Source organism: Bradyrhizobium sp. CB1015 (assembly GCF_025200925.1).
GTDB lineage: Bacteria > Pseudomonadota > Alphaproteobacteria > Rhizobiales > Xanthobacteraceae > Bradyrhizobium.
On sequence record NZ_CP104174.1, the window covers coordinates 6357262 to 6376548 of the forward strand.

The 19287-nt window shown below is 64.2% G+C and carries 19 protein-coding genes; 5 read left to right on the top strand and 14 right to left on the bottom strand.

The annotated features are described in order from the left end of the window. Positions 1 to 61 precede the first annotated feature (61 nt). Entirely contained in the window at positions 62 to 271 is a 210-nt protein-coding gene (locus N2604_RS29830) for an asparagine synthase-related protein (protein ID WP_260371620.1), read from the top strand. Here the strand turns inward: N2604_RS29830 and N2604_RS29835 are convergent. The 8 genes from N2604_RS29835 to neuB all read right to left on the bottom strand — a co-directional run bounded on the left by N2604_RS29835 (position 268) and on the right by neuB (position 7205). Further along, positions 268 to 927, bottom strand: coding sequence for a hypothetical protein (locus N2604_RS29835; protein ID WP_260371621.1), 660 nt, complete (start codon positions 925 to 927; stop codon positions 268 to 270). The two genes, N2604_RS29830 and N2604_RS29835, sit on opposite strands and share 4 nt — an antisense overlap. Before the next feature lie 6 nt (positions 928 to 933). Next, on the bottom strand, positions 934 to 1710 hold the full coding sequence (locus tag N2604_RS29840) for an imidazole glycerol phosphate synthase cyclase subunit (protein WP_225182935.1): 777 nt from the start codon (positions 1708 to 1710) through the stop codon (positions 934 to 936). Positions 1711 to 1715: 5 nt separating this feature from the next. Then, positions 1716 to 2354, bottom strand: coding sequence for an imidazole glycerol phosphate synthase subunit HisH (hisH, locus tag N2604_RS29845; protein WP_225182934.1), 639 nt, complete (start codon positions 2352 to 2354; stop codon positions 1716 to 1718). A 64-nt stretch (positions 2355 to 2418) separates the two neighbouring features. After that, positions 2419 to 3576 carry an N-acetyl sugar amidotransferase gene (locus tag N2604_RS29850; protein ID WP_249787460.1) on the bottom strand — a complete coding sequence of 386 codons (1158 nt, stop codon included), beginning with the start codon at positions 3574 to 3576 and terminating at the stop codon, positions 2419 to 2421. 61 nt (positions 3577 to 3637) lie between these two features. Next, positions 3638 to 4450 carry an SDR family oxidoreductase gene (locus N2604_RS29855; RefSeq protein WP_260371622.1) on the bottom strand — a complete coding sequence of 271 codons (813 nt, stop codon included), beginning with the start codon at positions 4448 to 4450 and terminating at the stop codon, positions 3638 to 3640. Then, positions 4447 to 5487 carry a nucleotidyltransferase family protein gene (locus N2604_RS29860; RefSeq protein ID WP_260371623.1) on the bottom strand — a complete coding sequence of 347 codons (1041 nt, stop codon included), beginning with the start codon at positions 5485 to 5487 and terminating at the stop codon, positions 4447 to 4449. The genes N2604_RS29855 and N2604_RS29860 overlap by 4 nt, the downstream gene beginning before the upstream one ends. A gap of 12 nt (positions 5488 to 5499) precedes the next feature. Then, a complete protein-coding gene (locus tag N2604_RS29865; RefSeq protein ID WP_260371624.1) occupies positions 5500 to 6126 on the bottom strand; it encodes a NeuD/PglB/VioB family sugar acetyltransferase in 627 nt (208 codons plus the stop codon). After that, positions 6123 to 7205, bottom strand: coding sequence for an N-acetylneuraminate synthase (neuB, locus tag N2604_RS29870; RefSeq protein WP_260371625.1), 1083 nt, complete (start codon positions 7203 to 7205; stop codon positions 6123 to 6125). The genes N2604_RS29865 and neuB overlap by 4 nt, the downstream gene beginning before the upstream one ends. Positions 7206 to 7388: 183 nt before the next feature. On the opposite strand from neuB, the gene N2604_RS29875 reads away from it, so the two are divergent. The 3 genes from N2604_RS29875 (at position 7389) to N2604_RS29885 (ending at position 10570) form a co-directional block, all read left to right on the top strand. After that, complete coding sequence (locus N2604_RS29875; protein WP_260371626.1) at positions 7389 to 8135, top strand: acylneuraminate cytidylyltransferase family protein; 747 nt, start codon at positions 7389 to 7391, stop codon at positions 8133 to 8135. Next, positions 8132 to 9325 carry a UDP-N-acetylglucosamine 2-epimerase gene (gene neuC / locus N2604_RS29880; RefSeq protein WP_260371627.1) on the top strand — a complete coding sequence of 398 codons (1194 nt, stop codon included), beginning with the start codon at positions 8132 to 8134 and terminating at the stop codon, positions 9323 to 9325. The genes N2604_RS29875 and neuC overlap by 4 nt, the downstream gene beginning before the upstream one ends. A gap of 90 nt (positions 9326 to 9415) precedes the next feature. Further along, positions 9416 to 10570 carry a hypothetical protein gene (locus N2604_RS29885; protein ID WP_260371628.1) on the top strand — a complete coding sequence of 385 codons (1155 nt, stop codon included), beginning with the start codon at positions 9416 to 9418 and terminating at the stop codon, positions 10568 to 10570. A gap of 21 nt (positions 10571 to 10591) precedes the next feature. Here the strand turns inward: N2604_RS29885 and N2604_RS29890 are convergent, their stop codons facing one another. Further along, the gene (locus tag N2604_RS29890) at positions 10592 to 11386 is read right to left on the bottom strand and encodes an FkbM family methyltransferase (RefSeq protein ID WP_260371629.1); all 795 of its coding nucleotides are present in this window, start codon (positions 11384 to 11386) and stop codon (positions 10592 to 10594) included. Positions 11387 to 11551: 165 nt separating this feature from the next. Here N2604_RS29890 and N2604_RS29895 point away from each other — a divergent pair, with 165 nt between their 5' ends. Next, positions 11552 to 12511 carry an NAD(P)-dependent oxidoreductase gene (locus N2604_RS29895; protein WP_260371630.1) on the top strand — a complete coding sequence of 320 codons (960 nt, stop codon included), beginning with the start codon at positions 11552 to 11554 and terminating at the stop codon, positions 12509 to 12511. Position 12512: 1 nt separating this feature from the next. Here the strand turns inward: N2604_RS29895 and N2604_RS29900 are convergent, their stop codons facing one another. The 5 genes from N2604_RS29900 to N2604_RS29920 form a co-directional block, all read right to left on the bottom strand. Further along, the gene (locus N2604_RS29900) at positions 12513 to 14078 is read right to left on the bottom strand and encodes a hypothetical protein (protein WP_260371631.1); all 1566 of its coding nucleotides are present in this window, start codon (positions 14076 to 14078) and stop codon (positions 12513 to 12515) included. Between the two features lie 58 nt (positions 14079 to 14136). Then, positions 14137 to 15456, bottom strand: a complete 1320-nt coding sequence (locus N2604_RS29905; RefSeq protein WP_260371632.1) for a polysaccharide biosynthesis C-terminal domain-containing protein — start codon at positions 15454 to 15456, stop codon at positions 14137 to 14139. 61 nt (positions 15457 to 15517) lie between these two features. After that, complete coding sequence (locus tag N2604_RS29910; RefSeq protein ID WP_260371633.1) at positions 15518 to 16906, bottom strand: alpha-2,8-polysialyltransferase family protein; 1389 nt, start codon at positions 16904 to 16906, stop codon at positions 15518 to 15520. Next, entirely contained in the window at positions 16906 to 18138 is a 1233-nt protein-coding gene (locus tag N2604_RS29915) for a LegC family aminotransferase (RefSeq protein ID WP_260371634.1), read from the bottom strand. Before N2604_RS29915 ends, N2604_RS29910 begins: the two co-directional genes overlap by 1 nt. Positions 18139 to 18143: 5 nt before the next feature. Continuing rightward, the gene (locus tag N2604_RS29920) at positions 18144 to 19142 is read right to left on the bottom strand and encodes an NAD-dependent 4,6-dehydratase LegB (protein WP_260371635.1); all 999 of its coding nucleotides are present in this window, start codon (positions 19140 to 19142) and stop codon (positions 18144 to 18146) included. Positions 19143 to 19287: the final 145 nt, after the last annotated feature.

Below are 19287 nucleotides of genomic sequence, written 5' to 3' on the forward strand. Positions count from 1 at the left end.
GCGCGGATGAAGTCATCTGCAATGCCCCAAGCGCGGGTTCAACAGTCCGCTTGCCGCGCTGTTGCGTGGCGCGCTCAGGCCGCTCTGCACGGACCTCTTCGTGCGCTCACGCGAGATCTTCGAACCCTATCTCGAGCCGAACGCGGTCCGCGACCTCTGGCAGGAACACGCGGAGAGGAAGAGCAATCACGCCTATGCGCTTTGGCCCCTGCTGACGTTCGGGATCTGGCGCTCGCAATTGAGCGGCAAGCCGATCGGCGGAGAACGCTAGCTGCCGAAGATGTCGCGCACCACGTTGCGCGACGTCGGCGACCTCGCTGCCTTCGGATAAATGCCGTGCAAAATGCTGTCGGCGGCAAGCGCGCCGCCGTCGATCACGATAGCGCCCGTCGAGACGAAGGTGTTGTCGCCCACCGCGGTCTTGCCGATGATTCGGCTGCCACCATACATCGCGATGCCGCGGCCGAACGAGGGATAGTCGTTGTCGAGGTTCGCGCCGACCGTGCAATTGTGATAGCAAATGAAATAGTCCGAATAGCTGGCGCGCCCGAGCACGGTGCCGACCGGATGCTGGACCGCAAACACGTCGGGCAGCTCCACCTCGTAAAACGCATCGAGCGCGTGCAGCGCCTTGTTGAGCGCATAGGCCTTGTCCGCGATGGGATGGCCGGGCCGCTCGCGAAAGGCTGAATTGGCGAGATAATAAAGGAAGATCGCATACTGGTCGGAGTGCCAGTGCGAGAACCGCGCCTCGCCGTTGGCGAAAAATCCCTTCAGCCGGAAACGCGAAAAACAATGGTCGATCCGACCGAGCGCGAGATCGACGAATCTCGGGAGATCGCCGAGGTCGGTCCCGTCAGGGAACAGGTTCTCGAACTGCTTGCGCACATAGAGGGCGAGGTCGTTGCGGGCAAGCGAGAGCTGCACGGGGGGCTAATTCCTGCTTGAGGAGCTGGCGCGAACGTCGAGGCCGCGCGAGAACAGGTGGCTGCGCAGCTTGATCGGGCTGTGGTCGGTGAACAGGAACATCGAGGAGATCGCCACCGCGGACGCACCGGCCTCCAGCGCGTCAATCGCATGCTGGAGCGAACCGCAGCCGCCGGAGACGATCAGCGGCACGCTCAAGACGTTCGCCGCCTTGTGAATGATATCGAGGTCGTAGCCCGACATGGTGCCGTCGCGGTCGATCGAGCCGAGCAGCACCTCGCCGCAATGCAGATCCTCGCAGCGCCGCGCCCATTCGATCGGATCGAGCGCGACATGCTCGCGTCCGCCGTCGATGAACACACTGGCGTGGTTGGGGCTGATCTTCTTGTAGTCGATCGACACCGTCATGCACTGATCGCCGAAGGTCCGTGCCGCCTCGCGCAGGAACTCCGGACGCCGCACGGCCTCCGAGTTCACCGACACCTTGTCGGCGCCCGCGCGCAAGAGCATGTTGACGTCGTCGAGCGTCTTGACCCCGCCGCCGACGGTGAAGGGCATGAAGATCTCTTCCGACATCCGTTCGATGATGTCGACGACGCGGCCGCGCGAGGCCGCGCTCGGCACGATGTCCAGCACGATCAGCTCGTCGACGCCGTAGTCGTTGTAGACCTTCGCCGTGGTCACCGGATTGCCGGCGGCTCGCTCGTTCTCGAAGAAGCGAACATATTTGACGAGCCTGCCGTCGCGCAGCAGGAATTTTGGGATCAGGCGCTTCTTCAACATCGACGTCAGGGATTCCAGCGCAGGAAATTGCTCATCAGCTCGATCCCGGTGTCCTGGCTCTTTTCGGGATGGAACTGCGTGGCGGCGATGTTGTCCCGCGCGATGATCGCGGTCACTGGCTGGCCGTATTGGGCGAAGCCGACCACGTCGCCCGCATCCCTGCAGCGCATGGCGAAGGAGTGCACGAAATAGAACGCCAGATTGCTCTCGCGGACATTGGCGAGGATCGGATGGTTGCGCTCCTTGGCCACCATGTTCCAGCCCATATGCGGGATTTTCAGCGTGGGATCGTTCGGCATCAAGCGCAGGACGTCGGCATCGAACCAGCCGAGCCCGCGATGCGCCACGCCGTCGTCGGCGTGCTCCTCGGAGGTGTTGGCGAGCAGTTGCATGCCCAGGCAGACCGCGAGGAACGGCTTGCCCTTCTCGCGGACATGGCGCTCGAGCATCTCGTCGATGCCGCGGGCGCGGATGTTGCTCATGGCATCGCCGAACGCGCCGACACCGGGCAGGATGACGTGGGAGGCATCCGCAATCGCATCCGCATCATGGGTTACGACCGGATCGAAGCCGCAATATTCGACGGCATTCTTCACCGAGCGCACATTGTTGATGCCGTAATCGACGATCGCTACGCGTGACATCGCCTGCTCCCCCCCGGGCGCGAGACGCGCCGCCGATCGATCCTCGCTGGCCTATCCCTCTAGCCTATCCCTTGCCGCCGCCGATTTCGACACCCGGATGGTTTGGCCACGGCACCTGCGTGTTGTTCCATTTGTCCATGTCCGGCATGCGGCGGCCCGGCTCGACCGTGTTCGGCGAGAACTGCCACGGACTGACCTCGTGCTTGATCGCGATGCCCAAGAACTGCTCCTCGGTGAGCTGGAGATAATCGAGGAACAGATCGAGGCTCGGCGGCCGCTTGCCGTCGAACTCGCGTACCAACGCCTCGCCCTGCTCGCGGGTCATGCGCTTGTTGCGGATGTCGATGTTGGCGAGATGGTTGGTCCGGCCCATGCCTCGTTTGATGTATTTAAGGTAGTCACGCACGCCCTGGAAGAAGCACTCGATCTTCTCGTAATCGTATTCCGGCGGAATGCCCTCGACCTCCTGGCCCTTCCAGCCGAGCTCGCTCTTGATGATGTCGACGTGCTTCTTGGTGTCCCACTTGATGTAGCTGCCGAGACAGACCGAGCGGCACTTGATCCGCATCAGCTCCTTGCGCGGCGGATAGACGAACGGATAGAGGTCGCGCTTGGCGACGCGGCCGCCGAGGAATTCGTACATGTCATCGGCGGTAATGCCGAGATTCATGGCGCGGTTAAATCGCTTTTCGTCGACCTCTTCCATCTCGTCATAGGAATAGAACGACTGGTATTCCGCGAGACTCTCGCCCCAGATCAGGAGCGGCGTCTCGTAGCGGATCGCGACCTGCATGGTGTGAGCATAGATGCCGGTGTGGCAGTGCCAACAGAAGTCGCCGCGGCGCTTCAGCGATTCCAGCATCAGCTCGCGCACCACGTGCCAGTTCGGCGTGAAGTTGAGGACGTCGACACCGAGCTGCTTGAACACCCTGGTGTTGTTCTCCTCGATCAGCGGCCGGTAGAACCAGTGGTCGAAGCGCACGACTAGCGGCTTGAGGCCGAGCTTGCGCACGACGTACCAGAGCTGGAACACGCTGTCCTTGCCGCCCGAATAGGGCAAGATGCAGTCATAAAGGCCCTTGTCGCGGTATTGGCCGACCAGCTCCTGGAGCTGCTTGTAGCGGTCGTCCCAATCGATCTGGGTATCACGGACCTCGATCTGACGGCAAACGCTGCACGAACCGGACTCGTCGAACGACGTGGCCTCCGCCGTTTCCGGCAACAAGCATTTGCTACAGCTCAACATTTCGGGAATTCTCGCGATTGCATGATTTGCTGTCGGTTTACCACGCCGTCCACCCCCCGTCGACCGCAATGCACTGGCCCGTCACATAGGCCGACAGATCGCTCGCCAGATAGGCCACAGCACCCTTCATATCGTCCTCGCGCGCCATGCGTGCAAGCGGCGTCCGGGCCACATAGCGGCTCAAAAACGGTTCAGGCGTGGCCCTGAAGACGCCACCCGGCGCCACCGCATTGACTCGCACCTTTGGGGCCATGGTGGTGGCCAGCCAGCGCGTCATCTGGATCAGGCCACCCTTGCTCGCGGCATAGGCGGCCGGGTTCCCGAGCGGGGTTCCCTCGTAGAGCCGCCAATCGGGCCCGGCGAGACCGTAGATCGATGAAATATTGATCACACTGCCACGGCCTGATCTGGCGAGATCCTCGGCCGCGGCCTGAATCAGGACAAATGGCGCGGTGAGGTTGACCTCGATCGCCCGCCGCCAGGTCGCATCCGACTGCTGCTCGAACGGCACCGCCCAGCCTTCCAGCCCGCTGGTGCCGACGAAGGCTGCACAATTGACGATGATGTCGATGCCGCCAAGGGCTTCACGCACCCGCCGCGGCAGGTCCTTCACCGGTTCGCCCTGCTCGAAATCGCAGTCGAACATCGCAGCCTTAACGGAATGCATTGCCGTCAGCTTCGCGGCGGCCTCGGTGCCGGCGGACGCCGCGATGTCGACCAGCGCGATGGCAGCGCCGAGCTCGGCAAGGCCGCCCGCGATCGCGCGGCCAATATGGCCGGCGCCTCCGGTAACAACAGCGACACGGCCGTCGAGCGACATCATCTCGCGAAGCGAACGTTCGGTGCTCATCCAAAGATCCTCTGGAATTCGTCGGACGCACGCTGAAGATCGTCGAGGCGGCCGACGTCAATCCAGTATTCTCGCAACGGGAATCCGACCGACGGCTTGCCCTCGGCGATGGTGCGCTCGATCAGCGTCGGCATGTCCACAGCTTCGTTGGCGTCGAGATGATCGAGCACACCGGGATCGAGCAGGTAGACGCCGGCATTGACGAAGAACTTCTGCGTCGGCTTCTCGCGAATGCCGAGCAGGCGATGGTCGTCGAAGTCGATCACGCCGAACGGCACAGTCACCGAATGCTCGCGCACGCAGACGGTGGAGAAGGCCTGATGCTCGCGATGATACTTCAGCATCTGCTCGAAATTCACCGTGGTCAGCAGGTCGCCGTTCATGACGAAGAACGGCTGCCTCGGCCGCTCCGGCAATAGCGACAGCGCACCGGCGGTGCCGAGCCGCGCGTTCTCCTGGAGATAGTTGATCTCGACGCCCCAGGCCGAGCCGTCACCGAAATAGTCCTGGATCATCTCGGCCTTGTAGTTGACCGAGATGAAGAACTTGCCGAAGCCGGCCTTCACGAAGCCGCCGAGCACGGTCTCCAGGATCGGCTTGTCGCCAACGCGGATCAGCGGCTTGGGGATGTCGTCGGTCAGCGGCTTCAGCCGCGAGCCGAGGCCGCCGGCCATCAGCACGACCCAATGATCGGATTGCTGCGCGAGCGCGAGGTCGTCGATCAGCTTGACTTCGACCACCCGCCCCTCCGCATCGACGAGCGGAAGCTGGTGGATCGAATGCTTGCGCATCAGGTTGAGCGCGGCCGGATTCGAGATGCCGACCGGCGCCGTAATCGGCGTGCGGTTCATCACGAGGTTGACGGAGGCGTCGAGGCCGACGCCGCCGAGCAGCGCGCGCCGCACGTCGCCGTCGGTGACGGTTCCGACGATCCTGCCCTCGCGCTCGACGATCGCTAGTTGCAGATTGCCCTGATCGATGCGCCGTAGCGTCTCGATCAGCGGCGTATCTTCATTGACAACGAAGGCACCCTTCATGACAAACCAATCCTACTCGTTGCCGGCGAACCCGCCGGCCGCGACATCCCTTGTAACCACCGCCCCTGCGGCAACGACGGCTCCGGCGCCCACTTTGACACCGACCAACACCACGGCGCCGGCGCCGACATGGACGCTCTCGCCGATCGAAACTCCCCCGCACAGCACGGCCCCCGGCGCGACATGCGCGTGATCGCCGACGATACAGTCGTGCTCGACCACCGCGCGCGTATTCACCAGCACGTTCCGCCCGATCCGCGCCGCGGGCTGAATCACGGCACCGGCCATCACCTGCGCGCCATCATCCAGTTGCGCATCAGAGGCAATTACGGCGGACGCATGCGCGATCACCGGAAATTTGTAACCCAGCGCAGTGAACCGCTCGAACAGCACGCGCCGGCCCGCCAGCCCCGAATCGGTGCGCGTTGCGCGGTTGCCAAGACCGTTGGCGAGCTCGACCTCATCGGCGGCCATGTTCATGATGTCGTCGTCGGATCCCGTGATCTTGACGGCGCCGATGGCCTCGCCGACGCGCGCAGCGTCGCGGTCGGTGACACCAACGGGACGAATGCCACGGCTTAGCAACGCCTCGATGACGACGCGGGCGTGACCGCCGGCGCAAAGCACGATCAGGCTCATGGCTCGAGCGCCTCGTTGGCCGCGTAGTCGCGCTGCGCGGTCTTGCCGAGATAGCTCCAATATTCGATCGGCGGCACGCCGTTGCCGGGACGCTTGACGCCCAGATTGTCTTCCGTGAAGCGCTCGCCGATACGCACGGGGCGAAGCGCAACGAGGCTGCGCCGCGCCACCGCACGGTTCGGAATCTCCTCCGGCGCCGGCACCTTGCGCCCGTCACCGAGCGCGGCTTCGACGTCGCGGATCGAGGCGATCATCGCCGCCATCTCGTCCGGTTCGATCGAGGCGCGGTGATCCGGCCCCGGCAGATTGCGGTCGAGCGTCAGATGTTTTTCGATCACAGCGGCGCCGAGCGCTACCGCTGCCGCCGCGATGTGAATGCCGCGGCTGTGGTCGGAGAAGCCGACGGGAAGACCAAATGCATCGCGCAGCGTCGCCATCGCGCGCAGATTGATCGATTGCGGATCGGCCGGATATTCGGTCGTACAATGCAACAGCGTGACTTTTGCGCGGAGCTCCGTCCAGCTCGCGCGGTCCAGCAGGAGGTTTGCGAAGTCGGCTGGCGTCGGCTTTGCCGTCGCATCGCCCAAATAGCCGAAGGCGATGACGCCGAGCGCCTGCTCCACTTCGGCAAGTGTCCCCATACCGGTCGACAGGATGATCGGCAGGCGGAACCGCGCAAGATGCAGCAGCAGCGGCGCGTTGGTGAGGTCGCCCGAGCCGACCTTCAGCGTCGAAACGCCGACGCGGCGGACCAGATGCGTGGCGCTGTGGGCGTCGAACGGCGTCGACATGTAGGTGATGTCTGCCGCCGCGCAGGCCGCCGCGATCTGCTCCTCGTCGTCGGCGCTGAGCTCGAGCGCGCGCAGCATGTCGAGCTGCGACTGCGCCTTGCCGGTGGTCGCCTGCTGGTAGCTCGCTTTCGCAGCCTCCGCGGTGGCAAGCTTGTCGGCGCGGAACGACTGAAACTTGACGACATCGGCCCCTGCCCGCGCCGCCGCCTCCACCAGCGCAATCGCACGTGCGCGGTCGCCGTTGTGGTTGACGCCGGCCTCAGCAATGATCAGGGTTCTGCGATGCATAGGGTTTCGTCGCTGGGGCGAAGCGAAATCGCCCGCCAATCAAGCGGTTGTCTTAGTCGAGCACGCTGGTAAAAGCAACGCAAGCGGGCGCCTTGCGGTGTTCCCAAAGACCCCATAACAGCCTCGCCTGGTGACGAATCAGGCCGATTCGCAGGTAGCCTGAACGCAGGATTGTTGAGACCCATGACGAACTCGCCCGAGATATTGTTCCTGCTGGTCGGCCGCGGTGGATCAAAAGGCCTGCCCGGCAAGAATCTGCGCGAGATCGGCGGCCTCAGCCTGACCGGCTACAAGGCGATTGCGGCAAGGCAGTCCCGCTATTGCTCGCGCCTGATCGTCTCCAGCGACAGCGCCGAGATTCGGGCCGAGGCGAAAAGGCATGGCGCCGAAGTGCTGTTCGAGCGGCCGGCCGAACTTGCGACCGACACCGCCTCCTCCAACGACGTGGTGCTGCACGCCATGGACTGGATCGAGACGCATGAGAACCAGCGTTACGACGCCATCATGCTGCTCGAGCCCTCGTCGCCGTTCGCAACACCCGAGCATTTTGACGAGGCGGTCGAGCTGTTCGCCGCGCGCAAGGCGAGTCTCGTCGTCGGCATGCGCGAGACCGAGGTCTCCTCGATCTTCGTCGGCACGCTTGGCAAGGACGGCTCGATCGGCGGTATCGTCGAGAAGATGCTGACGACCACGGCGCAGCGGCGGCAGGACCAGGCGATCGAGGTCACTATGAACGGCGCTCTTTATCTCGTTGGCTGGGATGCGATGCGCAAGCATCGCAAGATCTACGCCGACCCGTCTGCGAGCTACGGCATCATGATGGACCGCATGCATTCGATCGAGATCGAGAGCGCAGCCGACCTCGCCTACGCGTCCTATGTCATCGAGCACGGCATGCTCGACGCCTCACGCTGGCGACGGCCGGCATGAGCGCACGCCGCCGCATTGCCGTCGTCACCGGCTCGCGCGCCGATTATGGATTGCTGCGGGGCATCCTGACGCGGCTCAAGGCGGCCGACGACCTCGCGCTCAGCGTGATAGCCTGCGGTATGCATCTGGTGCCGCGCTTCGGCGAGACCTGGCGCGCGATCGAGGCCGACGGCTTTCCAATCGCGGCAAAAATCGATCTCGCGCTCGACGACGACCGCGCCGAGACGATCGCGCGCGGCACCGGCATTGGCGTGACCGGCTTTGCCGAGGCGCTGCCAAAACTCGCGCCCGACATCCTCGTCGTGCTCGGCGACCGCTACGAGGTGCTGGCTGCCGCGGTCGCGGCCACGCTGCTGAACATCCCGATCGCGCATATCCATGGCGGCGAGATCACCGCGGGTGCCTTCGACGATGCGATCCGTCATGCCATCACCAAGATGGCCTGCCTGCATTTCGTCGCGGCCGAGCCATATCGCCAGCGCGTGATCCAAATGGGGGAGCAGCCCGATCTCGTCTTCAACGTCGGCGCGCCCGGCCTCGATCTGGCGGACAGCGCGGCGCCGCTGACCCGCGCCGAGCTGTTCGCAGGGCTCGGCATCGCCGGCCCCGAGCGCTTCCTACTGGTGACGCTGCATCCGACCACAGCGCAGCCCGAGGCTGACGCCGCCAACGTCGCAGCCCTCCTCGGCGCGCTCGCCGAAGTCGAGGACCGCAGCTTCATCTTCACCGGCGTCAACGCCGATCCGGGCTATCGCGCCATCGATGATGCGATCAGGGCGTTCGTCGCGGTGCGAGGCGATCGCGCCCATCTCTTCACCTCGCTCGGCAGCGAGCGCTACTGGGCCGCGCTGCGGCTTGCGGACGCCGTGGTCGGCAACTCCTCCAGCGGCATTTTGGAGGCGCCGGCCGTCGGCGTGCCCACGATCAATATCGGCGACCGCCAGAAGGGCCGGCTGCGCGCCGCCTCGATCATCGATTGCCCGGCCGATTCGGCCACCATCCTCGCAAGCCTGATGCGCATCTTCGAGGGCCGGTTCCGGCCCGATCCGGAGCCTCCGCCGCCCTATGGCCGCGGCGGTGCCTCCGAGGCCATTGCTGGAACCCTTCGAAAGATCGACCTAACGCGCGCTTTCCCGAAACATTTCCATGATTTAGCGGCCACATCGGAACTGCCCGGAACGACCGGATAACTGCCCGCGATTATTGCCTGTGCAGCACCCCAGGCTGTATAGATCGGCGCGAGCTTGCGACGAACCGCGCTCGTTCCGGGAGAACGCGACATGACGACGATCGATTCCCTTTCCGACGCGACGCCGGTGGCACGCGCCATCGAGATTGGTGAACTTCCGATTCCGCCCTATCGCGGCAACACGCTTCCCGCGATCGACTATGACGAGCATCCGGCCTATGGCGGCATGTTTCCCAAGCCGACCCTCCGCGAGCGCCTCTACGCGCTGAACGTGTTCGTACGCACGTTCGCCTTCGTCACCATCCGCCGCATCGTCGACTACGACAACATGCCACTGCTGACCAAGGAAGCCGGCTTCAGCGGCCTCAACGCGCGGACGGCGCTGCGCTACATCTTGATGTATGCGCGCATCCGCGCGAGCCGCGCGATCGGCACGCTGACCGGCACGCGGCGTCCCGCAAAGCCGGCGAATCTGGCGCTGCTCAACAAGATCAAGTCCGACGGCATTGTCTGCCTGAACCTCACGCCCGACGAAATCGAGCAGATCCGCAGCGTCACCAATCCGGGCTTCGCCAAGCTCGACGAGCGCCGCGCCAACATTCCGTCGGAGAAGCGCAAGTTCGACGACAACGTCTACTGGTGCACGCGCTCCGCCGATCCGCAGGCATTCGCGACGGTCGAATCCATCTTCAAGCGCTACGGCATCATGGAAGCGGCGAGCGCCTATCTCGGCCGCCCGGCCGGCGTGAAGCACGTCAACGCGCAGATCAACGACCAGGACCTCGCGTTCTGGAGGCGCGTCTTCCCAGACACCCAGCTTGCCGATCCCTGGGGCAGCTACCTGCACATCGATGCCACCTACGGCATGCTGAAATGCGCGATCTACGTCCATGACATCGGTCCGGACGGCGGCCCGTTCTGCTACATCCGCGGCAGCCAGAACGCGAAGATCGGCTGGTTCGAGGGCATGGTCCGGCGCACCAACGATTTCTCCGGCTTCTCCGGCCGCCGGCACGACGCACGCAAAAAGTTCATGGCGTTGCCCGCATTCCTGCGCAAGAAGGCCGACTTCGGCGGCGACCTCCCCGACAATTCGCCCGAGGTCGCGCGCCTGCGCGAGGGCCACTTCGCCGCGACCTCGAACTACGGCAATTGCGTGCTGTTCGACGGCAATGGCATGCATCGCGGTGGCATGGTCAACAAGGGCGAGCGCCGCTGCTTGTTCATCCTGCTCGCGGAGATCTGACGCGACGCTTTCGACGCAAGCTTACGCGCCGCGCAGCTTGCTCGGACGTTTGAGGTATTCGGCGAGTTGATCGGGGCTGAAATAGGCCGCTTGGCTGCGCAGCGGACTGTCCTTGCGGATGAAGGCGAGATCGATCTGGGCAAGCGCGCCGTCGAGCGAGCGCATGTGCCCCTCCAGCACGTCATAGACCGCAAAACCGGCCTCGTCGCAAAAGCGCACGATGTCGGCGAACTGCGGGATGCCGTGCCTCATCGGCATCATCGTGGTCTCGAGGATCATGAGATCGATTTCGCCGATTCGCGCGCCGAGCCCCTTGAGCACCTCGATCTCGGCACCCTGCGTATCGACCTTCAGGAACACCGGATGCTCCAGCGTCTCCGGCAACAGCGAGTCGAGCCGCCGCATCGGCGTCTTGCGCGCCTCGCCGTCGAGCGCCTTGCCCTCGACCTGCGCAAAAATGCTGGAGCCCGAGATGTCGTCGTGGACGTTGAACGTGATCTCGCCATTCTCGGCGCCGGCCGCGACCAGGAAATACTCGGCGTCGAGCCGCTGCTTGAGCTGCTCCAGGATCGGACGGCATTCCGCCACCGGCTCGATCAGGAAATATTTGGCACGAGGAAACGCGTCGTAGATCGGCGACGTGCCGAAGGCGATGCCGACGTCGACCACCGTCTTCACATCGAAGCCGAGCGACTTCAGATGCTTGAAGAACAGGCCGAAATTCCTGACCGGCGCGTTGGCGCGCATCAGGCGCAAACCGATCGGTTCCAGAATGTTGTTGATGGCCTGAAACGCGGCAGAGACGAATGCCTTCATGAAGCGAACGCCGGTTGGGCTAGAGCCGAGGTGAAGGATCGCGACCGCAAAATGCCTCTACACACGATGGATTTGTCAGAGTTTGCAATCGACTGGTCGGTTTGGTAGATCAGCCCGGCAAGCCGGTCAAGCGGCCATCCCGTCGGCAAAGACAGCGACATCAGCATGAAAGTTCTCGTGACCGGAAGCTCCGGCTTCATCGGCCAGGCACTGGTGCGGCGGTTGCGCGCCGAACATTGCGACGTCGTGGGGCTCGACAAGGTTCCGGCCGAGACGACCGACATCGTGTGCGACATTCTCGATGCCAACGGCCTGACGAAGGCCGTGGCCGGCACCGCGCCGGACGCGGTGGTTCATCTCGCCGCACGCATCGATCTCGACGAAAAGACCGACCTTTCCGGTTACACCGCCAATATCGAGGGCGTCGCAAATCTGGTCGAGGCCGTGCGGCGCACGCCGTCCGTGCGGCGAGCGATCTGGACCTCGTCGCAGCTCGTCTGCCGCATCGGCTATGTGCCGGCGAACGACACCGACTATAAGGCCGACACGTTGTACGGACAGAGCAAGGTGCGCACCGAGGAGATCGTCCGCAGCGCCGATGGCGCCGGGCGCGAATGGTGCCTGGCGCGCCCCACGACCGTCTGGGGCCCCGGCATGAGCGCGCATTACCAGCGCTTCCTGCACATGATAGAGCGCGGCCATTACTTCCACGTCGGGCACGGCCCGCTCTGGAAGTCCTACAGCTACATCGAGAACATCGCCTTCCAGTATTGGCGTCTCCTGAGCGTCCCGACGGACCAGATCCATCGCCGGACGTTCTATCTCGCCGACTACACGCCGATCGATCTCATCGCGTGGTGCGACGCGTTTCAGAGCTACTTCGGTTCGCGCCCGATCCCGCATCTGCCGGCCGGCGTCGCCCGCACGCTGGCGCTCTGCGGCGACGCGGTGAACGCGATCGGCTTGAAACGATTTCCCTTCAATTCGTTCCGCCTCAACAACGTGCTTACGCAGTATCAATTCGATCTCGCGCCGACCGCGGCGGTCTGCGGCCCGCTCCCCTGCGATATGCAGCAAGGTGTCGCGGCGACAGTCGCGTGGCTGCGAAACCTCTCGGCGCGCTGAATTAGGTCGCGAGGGTGTTGACCCCGAGCTTGCCGGCGTCCTGCGGCGCCCGCGCGCGCAGATTGGCCAAATCAAGCACCAGCCCGGTCGCCAGCATCGACGCCAACACCAGCGCCGAATTTGCCATGCCGAGAGGTCCCTGAACCGGGCTGAGAAGGACGCTGGCGAGCACGAACACGAGCAGCAGCAGCGGCGTCATCAGGCCGGAATGCCGGCTTCCGGCCGCGCTCCAGCCGGCCAGGCCGCCCCAGATCGCGACGTAGACGATGGCGCCGACGAGGCCGAAATCGATGAAGGCCGCGGCCCAGGCGCTCGGGAAGAAGCCATAGATCAGCGCCTCCCGCTGCTCCGCCTCCATGACCGCCACTTGATCGCTAGCCGGGAAAAATATCCGCAACAACGGCGATAGCACACCGACCTCGTACACGCCCCATTGCGGCGTGAACTTGTCGCGGGCGTTCCAGACGTGATCAACCGTCCGCACACCATGGGTCAGATAGAAATAGGTGCTGAGGCCGATCATCGCGCTGCGCGACGAAAGGTAGCCGGAGTCGATCGCCGAGATGACATAGCCACGGGGTTGGACGTTCCAGGCCTCCAGCACCGCATCAAGAGCGGTGGCTATCGAATTCGACTTCTGGGGCAGCCGCGGCGCGGCCTGTGCTTCGGCGAGCCGTTTGTCAAGCTCGGCCGGAGTGATCATCTCGGTCGCCTTTGGCCGGCGGGTTTGATTCGCTCGGGCTCGGTTCTCGGCCCGAGACGTCAGACGTTCGTTCTTCCCCTCCTGCAATTCGGCGATCAGAGGCGACATTTGGATGCAGAAATTCTGTCTGCTGGTCCAGATCGCGCTGGAATAGACCGCAAACAGGCCCACCGCGATGGCGGTCTTGAGCACGAGATAATGGCCACGCGGCACGAGGGTTCGCCCCTGCGTGACGCGCACCAGCATCGCCATCGCAACCAGGACGAGAACGAACAGGATCGGCATCCGCCCCGAATAGAGCAGCGCATAGCCGACCGGCGAGACGATGGACAGTTGTGCCAGCGCAGCCGCCCATCCCCTGATTTCTTCGCCTTTCAGCAGAAACAGCACGATGGAGACGAATCCGAAGGAGAACATCGCGTAGCCGCCATAGAGCAGCGGCGTTCGCCGTATCATCACAGAATCAACCAACTGAGGCGCGCAACGCAGCAACTCGGAATAGGCACTATTGTTCACCCCACTCAGCACCGTACGATCGAAGGCCACCAGCGCGATTCCGGCGATCCCGAGCAACGACGCGGCCATGACCACCCTATCCAGCACCCGTGCGGAAAAGTGTGACGATTTTGCCCATTGCTCGGACCAGCGATCAAAGGACAGCTTACCTACGTGATAAGAGAGCAGAAAGATTGCGAGCGCGATCACAACCACCGAGAGCACAACGGCAGACGGTTGCCCTGGATAAATGATTGGCCCGCCGGCAACCAAGAGAAGAGTAGTGGCCCAGATCACAACCATGAGAATCGCGGGGGACGCGAGGCCGCTGAGCAACGGATTGAGCCGCTGTTGCGTGTTGCCGTTCAAGGAATGCCCTCGGATTACAATTCAGAATTGCTCTGACGTTGAGATACCGACTTAGCCTTCACGGGTAGAGCATATCCGGGTCGCTGGGAAGGCCGACAGGCTGAGTTCCGCCAGGTTCCCTAAGGCTTTCCCGCATCCTGTGGCTCGCGAAGCCCACCAGGGACAGGAAAAGCGCGGCGCTGGCAATCCCGCCGGCGAGGGCCGCCCCGTAGATGCCGAACCCAGGGACCAGCGCCACGTTCAATACCGTCGCCACCGTGGCCGAACCGAGATTGCAGATCAGGAGATATTTGTCCGACCGGGCCGCGTAGAGCGCGTAGGACGGCACATCCGCCAGCATGCGCAGGAACACGCCCGGCAGCATGGCATAGAACACGCCGATGCTCGCCGCATAGGTGGACAGCCCGAGCAACGCCAGCATGGGCGCCATGGCAAAGGCGGACAGGATCATCGTCGCGCAGACCAGCGCCAGCATCGACCAGAAGAAGGAGCGCAGCGCCGTGCGATAGGCATCCAGACCCGCGCCATAGCCCGCGATGACTTTTGGCAGGAACTGATGCGATACCGAGCTGCCCAGCGACAACAGACCGATCAGGATCGTCGAATAGAACGTATAGATGCCGAGCGCGTCACGCCCGACGAACGCGTCGATGACGAAGCGGTCAACATAGGAAATCACCAATGCTCCCGCCGCCGTCAGCATGAACGGACGCGCGGTCCAAAGTCCCTCGCGGATGTTCTTGAGATCCGGCCGGTATCCCCTGAGTTCGCGCCAGGGCAGCTCGGAGAGCGAGAACGCGGAAAAGACGATCGATGCCACGCCGCCGAGCGCCCACCAGACCAGCACGGTCTCCAGCGTCCGCGTCGACGGCGCCGCGAACATCAGCAGCGCGATCGCGTACACCCAGATTCCGCCGCGCAGGAACACGCCGATGTAGGCGCGCACTGGCCGCCAGGTGATGATCAGGATCCGCGTCGCTTCCAACGAGACATGCTCGGTGACGAGGATCAGGATAAACCACGGTGCAAGACGCGCCGGAAAGGAACCGGCGGCGATCGCACCGGCCACGATGATGCCGACAGCCACCAGCGCCGCCACGCCAAGCACCATCTGGTCCGCAATGATGCGCGCGCGCCGCTCGGGCGTCGCCGGCACCAATTCGCGCAAGGTATAGGAATAGAACTCCAGACCGACCGCGAGCAGCGCGAAAGCCAGCGCCGCGGTCAACAGGCCGTATTGTCCCATCTCGGCCGGTGATAGCATGCGCGCCAGAAGGAGCGACAGCAGGAAGCGGCTCGCAAGCGTCAGCGCACGCAGCACCAGCGCCGCGACCGTACCGGCGACCGCCGGGCGCGTCACGAGGTCAAGCAGACGCATCGCGCTCTTCCATCTCCGCCGGCCGTCGACATCGGTTGCAGGCGCGCTCTCCACTGTAACGTCAGGCCGCGGTTCTGCAGGACTTCAGGAATTTCGGCAGGTGCGCGTTCAGCGAACGCACCAGCGGCTCGACCGCGGCGCGCACGGCCTCGTTCTCGGGATCGAACTTGCGCCAGCCGAAATAGTCGCCCTCGACGCTGATCGACGCCAGGTGCCGCATGATTGCGCGGCGGGTCGTATCGAGACTATCGGGGGATTGCCAACGCGCCAGCCGCTCGGCGAGGCCGTCGAGCTCATCGGTGTCGCGAACGTGCAGGAAGTGCTGCTGGGTCGCGTAGTACGGCTCGGTCGCGACCGAGCACAGCCCGGCCAGCGCGGCCTGGAAACCGATGGTGCCCGTGAACGTCACCGACACCGCGCACTTCCCGATCAGCAGATTCGCCGGCACGTCATAGGGCACCAGCACCACGGACGGCAGCTTCGCCAGACGTTCGAACAGCTCGCGCTGGCGAAAACCGAACTGCAGCGGATGATCCTTGACGAAGATGCGGTAGCCGGCGCGGCCGAGCACCTCGCAATAGCGCACCACCACGTCGTCATGCGCGAGCATGCCCTGCGGCCCCAGCCAATAGTCCATCGAGGCCTCGGGGAAGAGCTGAAGCCCGAGGAAAACCCGCCGCTCCCGCGGCACGTCAGCAAGCCGCTTGTCCCAGTCGTGATCGAGCAGGCCGAGCACGGCCACGTCGCGCATGCGCACCTTGTGCTTGAGCCGCTTCAGCGCGTCGAGATAATGGCAGTTGTAACGGTCGCGCTTGAGGAACCGCCAGACGTTGAAGAAGGCGCCACGTAGCGCGTAGTAGCCAAAAATCCGCCAGAATTTTGCCAGCGAGAACCGCTTGGCATCGCGGACATAGGCCGGCGCAAAATCTTCCCTGCAGAGCTGGCCGACCGCCGCGTCGATATCCTCCGTTGAGGGCTCGCGCAGCAAGACCGGCTTTCCGCGGCGCATGAGCATCACCTGGTCCGGAATGATCGAGGTCGTCATCTCCAGGAAGTCGATGCCGCGCCGCCGTGCAACGCGCTCCATCACGTCCATGACATAGCGGTCGATAGTGAAGGTCATGACGAGGGCGGGGCCAAGCTTGTCAAAGGCCTGCTCGATCGCCTGCGTCATGCCGCCGATCATTTTGAGCGCGAGATCGCGATCGACGCTCCTGAGCACGCGGCAGCGCAGGATGATGTCGGCGCATCCGTCCGCGCCGAACCGGTCAAGCGCCGCGGCCGCGGCATCGTCCCGGTCGGCGAAGCGATAGAAATCGTCGACCAGCGAATAGTCGCCGTCGTCTCGCAGGTCACTGAGCACGACCGCGTCGGCGAACTCAATGCGCGAGGCCAGGTATTTCCACCAGGCCGTCGTGCTGTGAATGGTGAAGAAGACGATCCGGGGCATCAGCTCTGGTTCGCGCCTTCTTGGGTGGCTCCGGCCAGGAAGGGACTGCTCGGCAGGTTGATGCAGCGCGTGTTCATGTCCTCGGCGACGGGAAGCGCTGCACGCGGGCAGGCGCGGTACATCGGCAAGAGATGCATCGGCGTCCACAGCGGGCGGGCGCGAATGCCGTGGCCATGCAGGGCTTCGAGCAGACGGTCGCGTTCCAAAGCGTATTCGCGGTCGAGCACCAGCGTGTTGAGCCAATAATTGCTCTCAGAACCCTTCGGCTCGCGATAGATGCGCGCGCAGGGGAAATCGCTGAACGCATCGAGATAGCGCTCGGCGAGCACGCGCTTGGCCGCGACCATTTTGGCCAGCCGCTCCATCTGCGCGCAGCCCAGTGCCGCGTTTATGTTGGGCAGGCGGTAGTTGTAGGCGACCGCGTCGTGCTCGAATGCCCAGGCATGCGCCTTCTTGGCCGTCGAGGTAAAATGCCGGGCGTGGCGGGCATGCGCCTCGTCGTCGGTCACGATCATGCCGCCGCCGCCTGTGGTGACGATCTTGTTGCCGTTGAAGCTCAGGACCGCGGAATGGCCGAAGGTGCCGCAGCCCTTCCCGTTCAGGGTCGAGCCGAGCGACTCGGTCGCATCCTCCACGATCACGAGACCGTAGCGGGCGGCGACTGCGCCGAGCGCGGTCATGTCGACGGGATGCCCGAAGATGTGCACGGGAACGACGGCCCGGAGGCGGCGGCCGGTGTGTTTGTTCACCCAGGCGCCGTTCTGCCGCACGGCGATGGCGTCGAGATGCGCCTCGAGCGCGCGCGGGTCGAGCCCAAGCGTATCCCAGGTTGAATCGACGAAATGCGGCACGGCGCCGGCATGGCTCACCGCGTTGGCGGTCGCGACGAAGGTGATCGAGGGCAACAGCACCTCGTCGTTGGGCTCGACACCTTCGAGCACCAATGCCGCGTGCAGGGCGGCGGTGCCGTTGACGATCGCAACCGCGTGGCGCGAGCCGGTTGCGGCCGCCACCATCTCTTCGAAGCGGGTGACGTATTTGCCGGCCGACGACACCCAGTTGGTGTCGATGCAGTCGAGCACCAGCTCGCGCTCACGATTCCCGAAACGCGGTTCGTGCAGCTCGACCGGACGCTGCGCCGTCCCGAGCACGGCATCGACCGCGTCGAGTAGCGGCTTGAAGTCAAGCACGGCGGAACGGTTCTGGCTCGCTTGCGCGGAGGACATGCTCATCTTGCTCACAACGTATAGGCATTGACGCGATAGCAGGCCAGGTTCTCCTTTTTGGTGAACCAGGCGATGGTTTGTTCGAGCCCCTTGCGCAGGCCGTCCACGCCGCCGAAGCGCGGCGACCAGCCGAGCAGCTTTTGCGCCTTGGCGTTGGACGCCCAGAGACGCTCGACCTCGCTGCGCTCGGGGCGCACGCGAACGTCGTCATGCTCGATCTCGATTTCCGCTTCCATCAGCTCGGCGATCAGCCGCGCGGTGTCGCCGATCGAGATCTCGAAGGCGCTGCCGATGTTGATGACCTCGCCTACGCCGGCCTTGGAATCGAGCGCCACCAGGAAGCCGCCGACGGTATCGGCGACATAGTTGAAGTCGCGCGTCGGATGGATGCTGCCGAGCTTGATCTTGCGCGCGCCGGCCGCGATCTGGGTGATGATGGTAGGGATCACCGCGCGGGCCGATTGCCGCGGGCCGTAGGTGTTGAACGGACGTACCACCGTCACCGGCGTGCCGAACGAGCGCTCGAACGACAGCGCGAGCTGATCGGCGCCGATCTTGGTCGCGGAATAAGGCGACTGGCCCTGCAGCGGGTGCTCCTCGGTGATCGGAACGAATTGCGCGGTGCCGTAGACCTCGCTAGTCGAGGTGTGGATCACCTTCTCGACGCCGAGATCGCGCGCCGCCTGCAGCACGTTGAGCGTGCCGCGGATGTTGGCTTCGACATAGGTGTCGGGCGAGTGATAGGAGTAGGGAATCGCGATCAACGCGGCGAGATGCAGGACGGCGTCGCACCCCTTCATCGCGGTGCGCACGCCGTTGGGGTCGCACACATTGCCGGCGAAGACGTCGAATTCCTTGCGGATGTCGGGCGGCGAGGAATCGAGCCAGCCGTGCGAGCCCATGCTGTTGTAGTGCACGAAGGCGCGCACCGCGACATTGCGCCGGACCAGCTCTTCCGCAAGGTGCGATCCGATGAAGCCGCCCGCCCCCGTCAAAAGTACTTTTCGCAAAGTTTCAGCTCCCCTCTCGTCGGGCCACCCGACCTGGCATCCCGGCTTGTGACGGCCGCTTCTAACCACTCCGGCCGCTTGAGGCCAGTTCGAATGAGCCGCCGTCCCCCTAACGGATCCGGAACTGTCGCTGGGAAATACAACT

Excerpts from the sequence above, each read along its gene's own strand:
- N2604_RS29910 (WP_260371633.1), bottom strand. The coding sequence starts at position 16,906 with ATGCCCCGGATCGTCTTCTTCACCATTCACAGCACGACGGCCTGGTGG.
- N2604_RS29840 (WP_225182935.1), bottom strand. The coding sequence starts at position 1,710 with ATGTTGAAGAAGCGCCTGATCCCAAAATTCCTGCTGCGCGACGGCAGG.
- N2604_RS29860 (WP_260371623.1), bottom strand. The coding sequence starts at position 5,487 with ATGAAGGGTGCCTTCGTTGTCAATGAAGATACGCCGCTGATCGAGACG.
- N2604_RS29885 (WP_260371628.1), top strand. The coding sequence starts at position 9,416 with ATGACGACGATCGATTCCCTTTCCGACGCGACGCCGGTGGCACGCGCC.
- N2604_RS29875 (WP_260371626.1), top strand. The coding sequence starts at position 7,389 with ATGACGAACTCGCCCGAGATATTGTTCCTGCTGGTCGGCCGCGGTGGA.
- N2604_RS29895 (WP_260371630.1), top strand. The coding sequence starts at position 11,552 with ATGAAAGTTCTCGTGACCGGAAGCTCCGGCTTCATCGGCCAGGCACTG.
- N2604_RS29855 (WP_260371622.1), bottom strand. The coding sequence starts at position 4,450 with ATGAGCACCGAACGTTCGCTTCGCGAGATGATGTCGCTCGACGGCCGT.
- neuB (WP_260371625.1), bottom strand. The coding sequence starts at position 7,205 with ATGCATCGCAGAACCCTGATCATTGCTGAGGCCGGCGTCAACCACAAC.
- neuC (WP_260371627.1), top strand. The coding sequence starts at position 8,132 with ATGAGCGCACGCCGCCGCATTGCCGTCGTCACCGGCTCGCGCGCCGAT.
- hisH (WP_225182934.1), bottom strand. The coding sequence starts at position 2,354 with ATGTCACGCGTAGCGATCGTCGATTACGGCATCAACAATGTGCGCTCG.
- N2604_RS29890 (WP_260371629.1), bottom strand. The coding sequence starts at position 11,386 with ATGAAGGCATTCGTCTCTGCCGCGTTTCAGGCCATCAACAACATTCTG.
- N2604_RS29865 (WP_260371624.1), bottom strand. The coding sequence starts at position 6,126 with ATGAGCCTGATCGTGCTTTGCGCCGGCGGTCACGCCCGCGTCGTCATC.
- N2604_RS29905 (WP_260371632.1), bottom strand. The coding sequence starts at position 15,456 with ATGCGTCTGCTTGACCTCGTGACGCGCCCGGCGGTCGCCGGTACGGTC.
- N2604_RS29915 (WP_260371634.1), bottom strand. The coding sequence starts at position 18,138 with ATGAGCATGTCCTCCGCGCAAGCGAGCCAGAACCGTTCCGCCGTGCTT.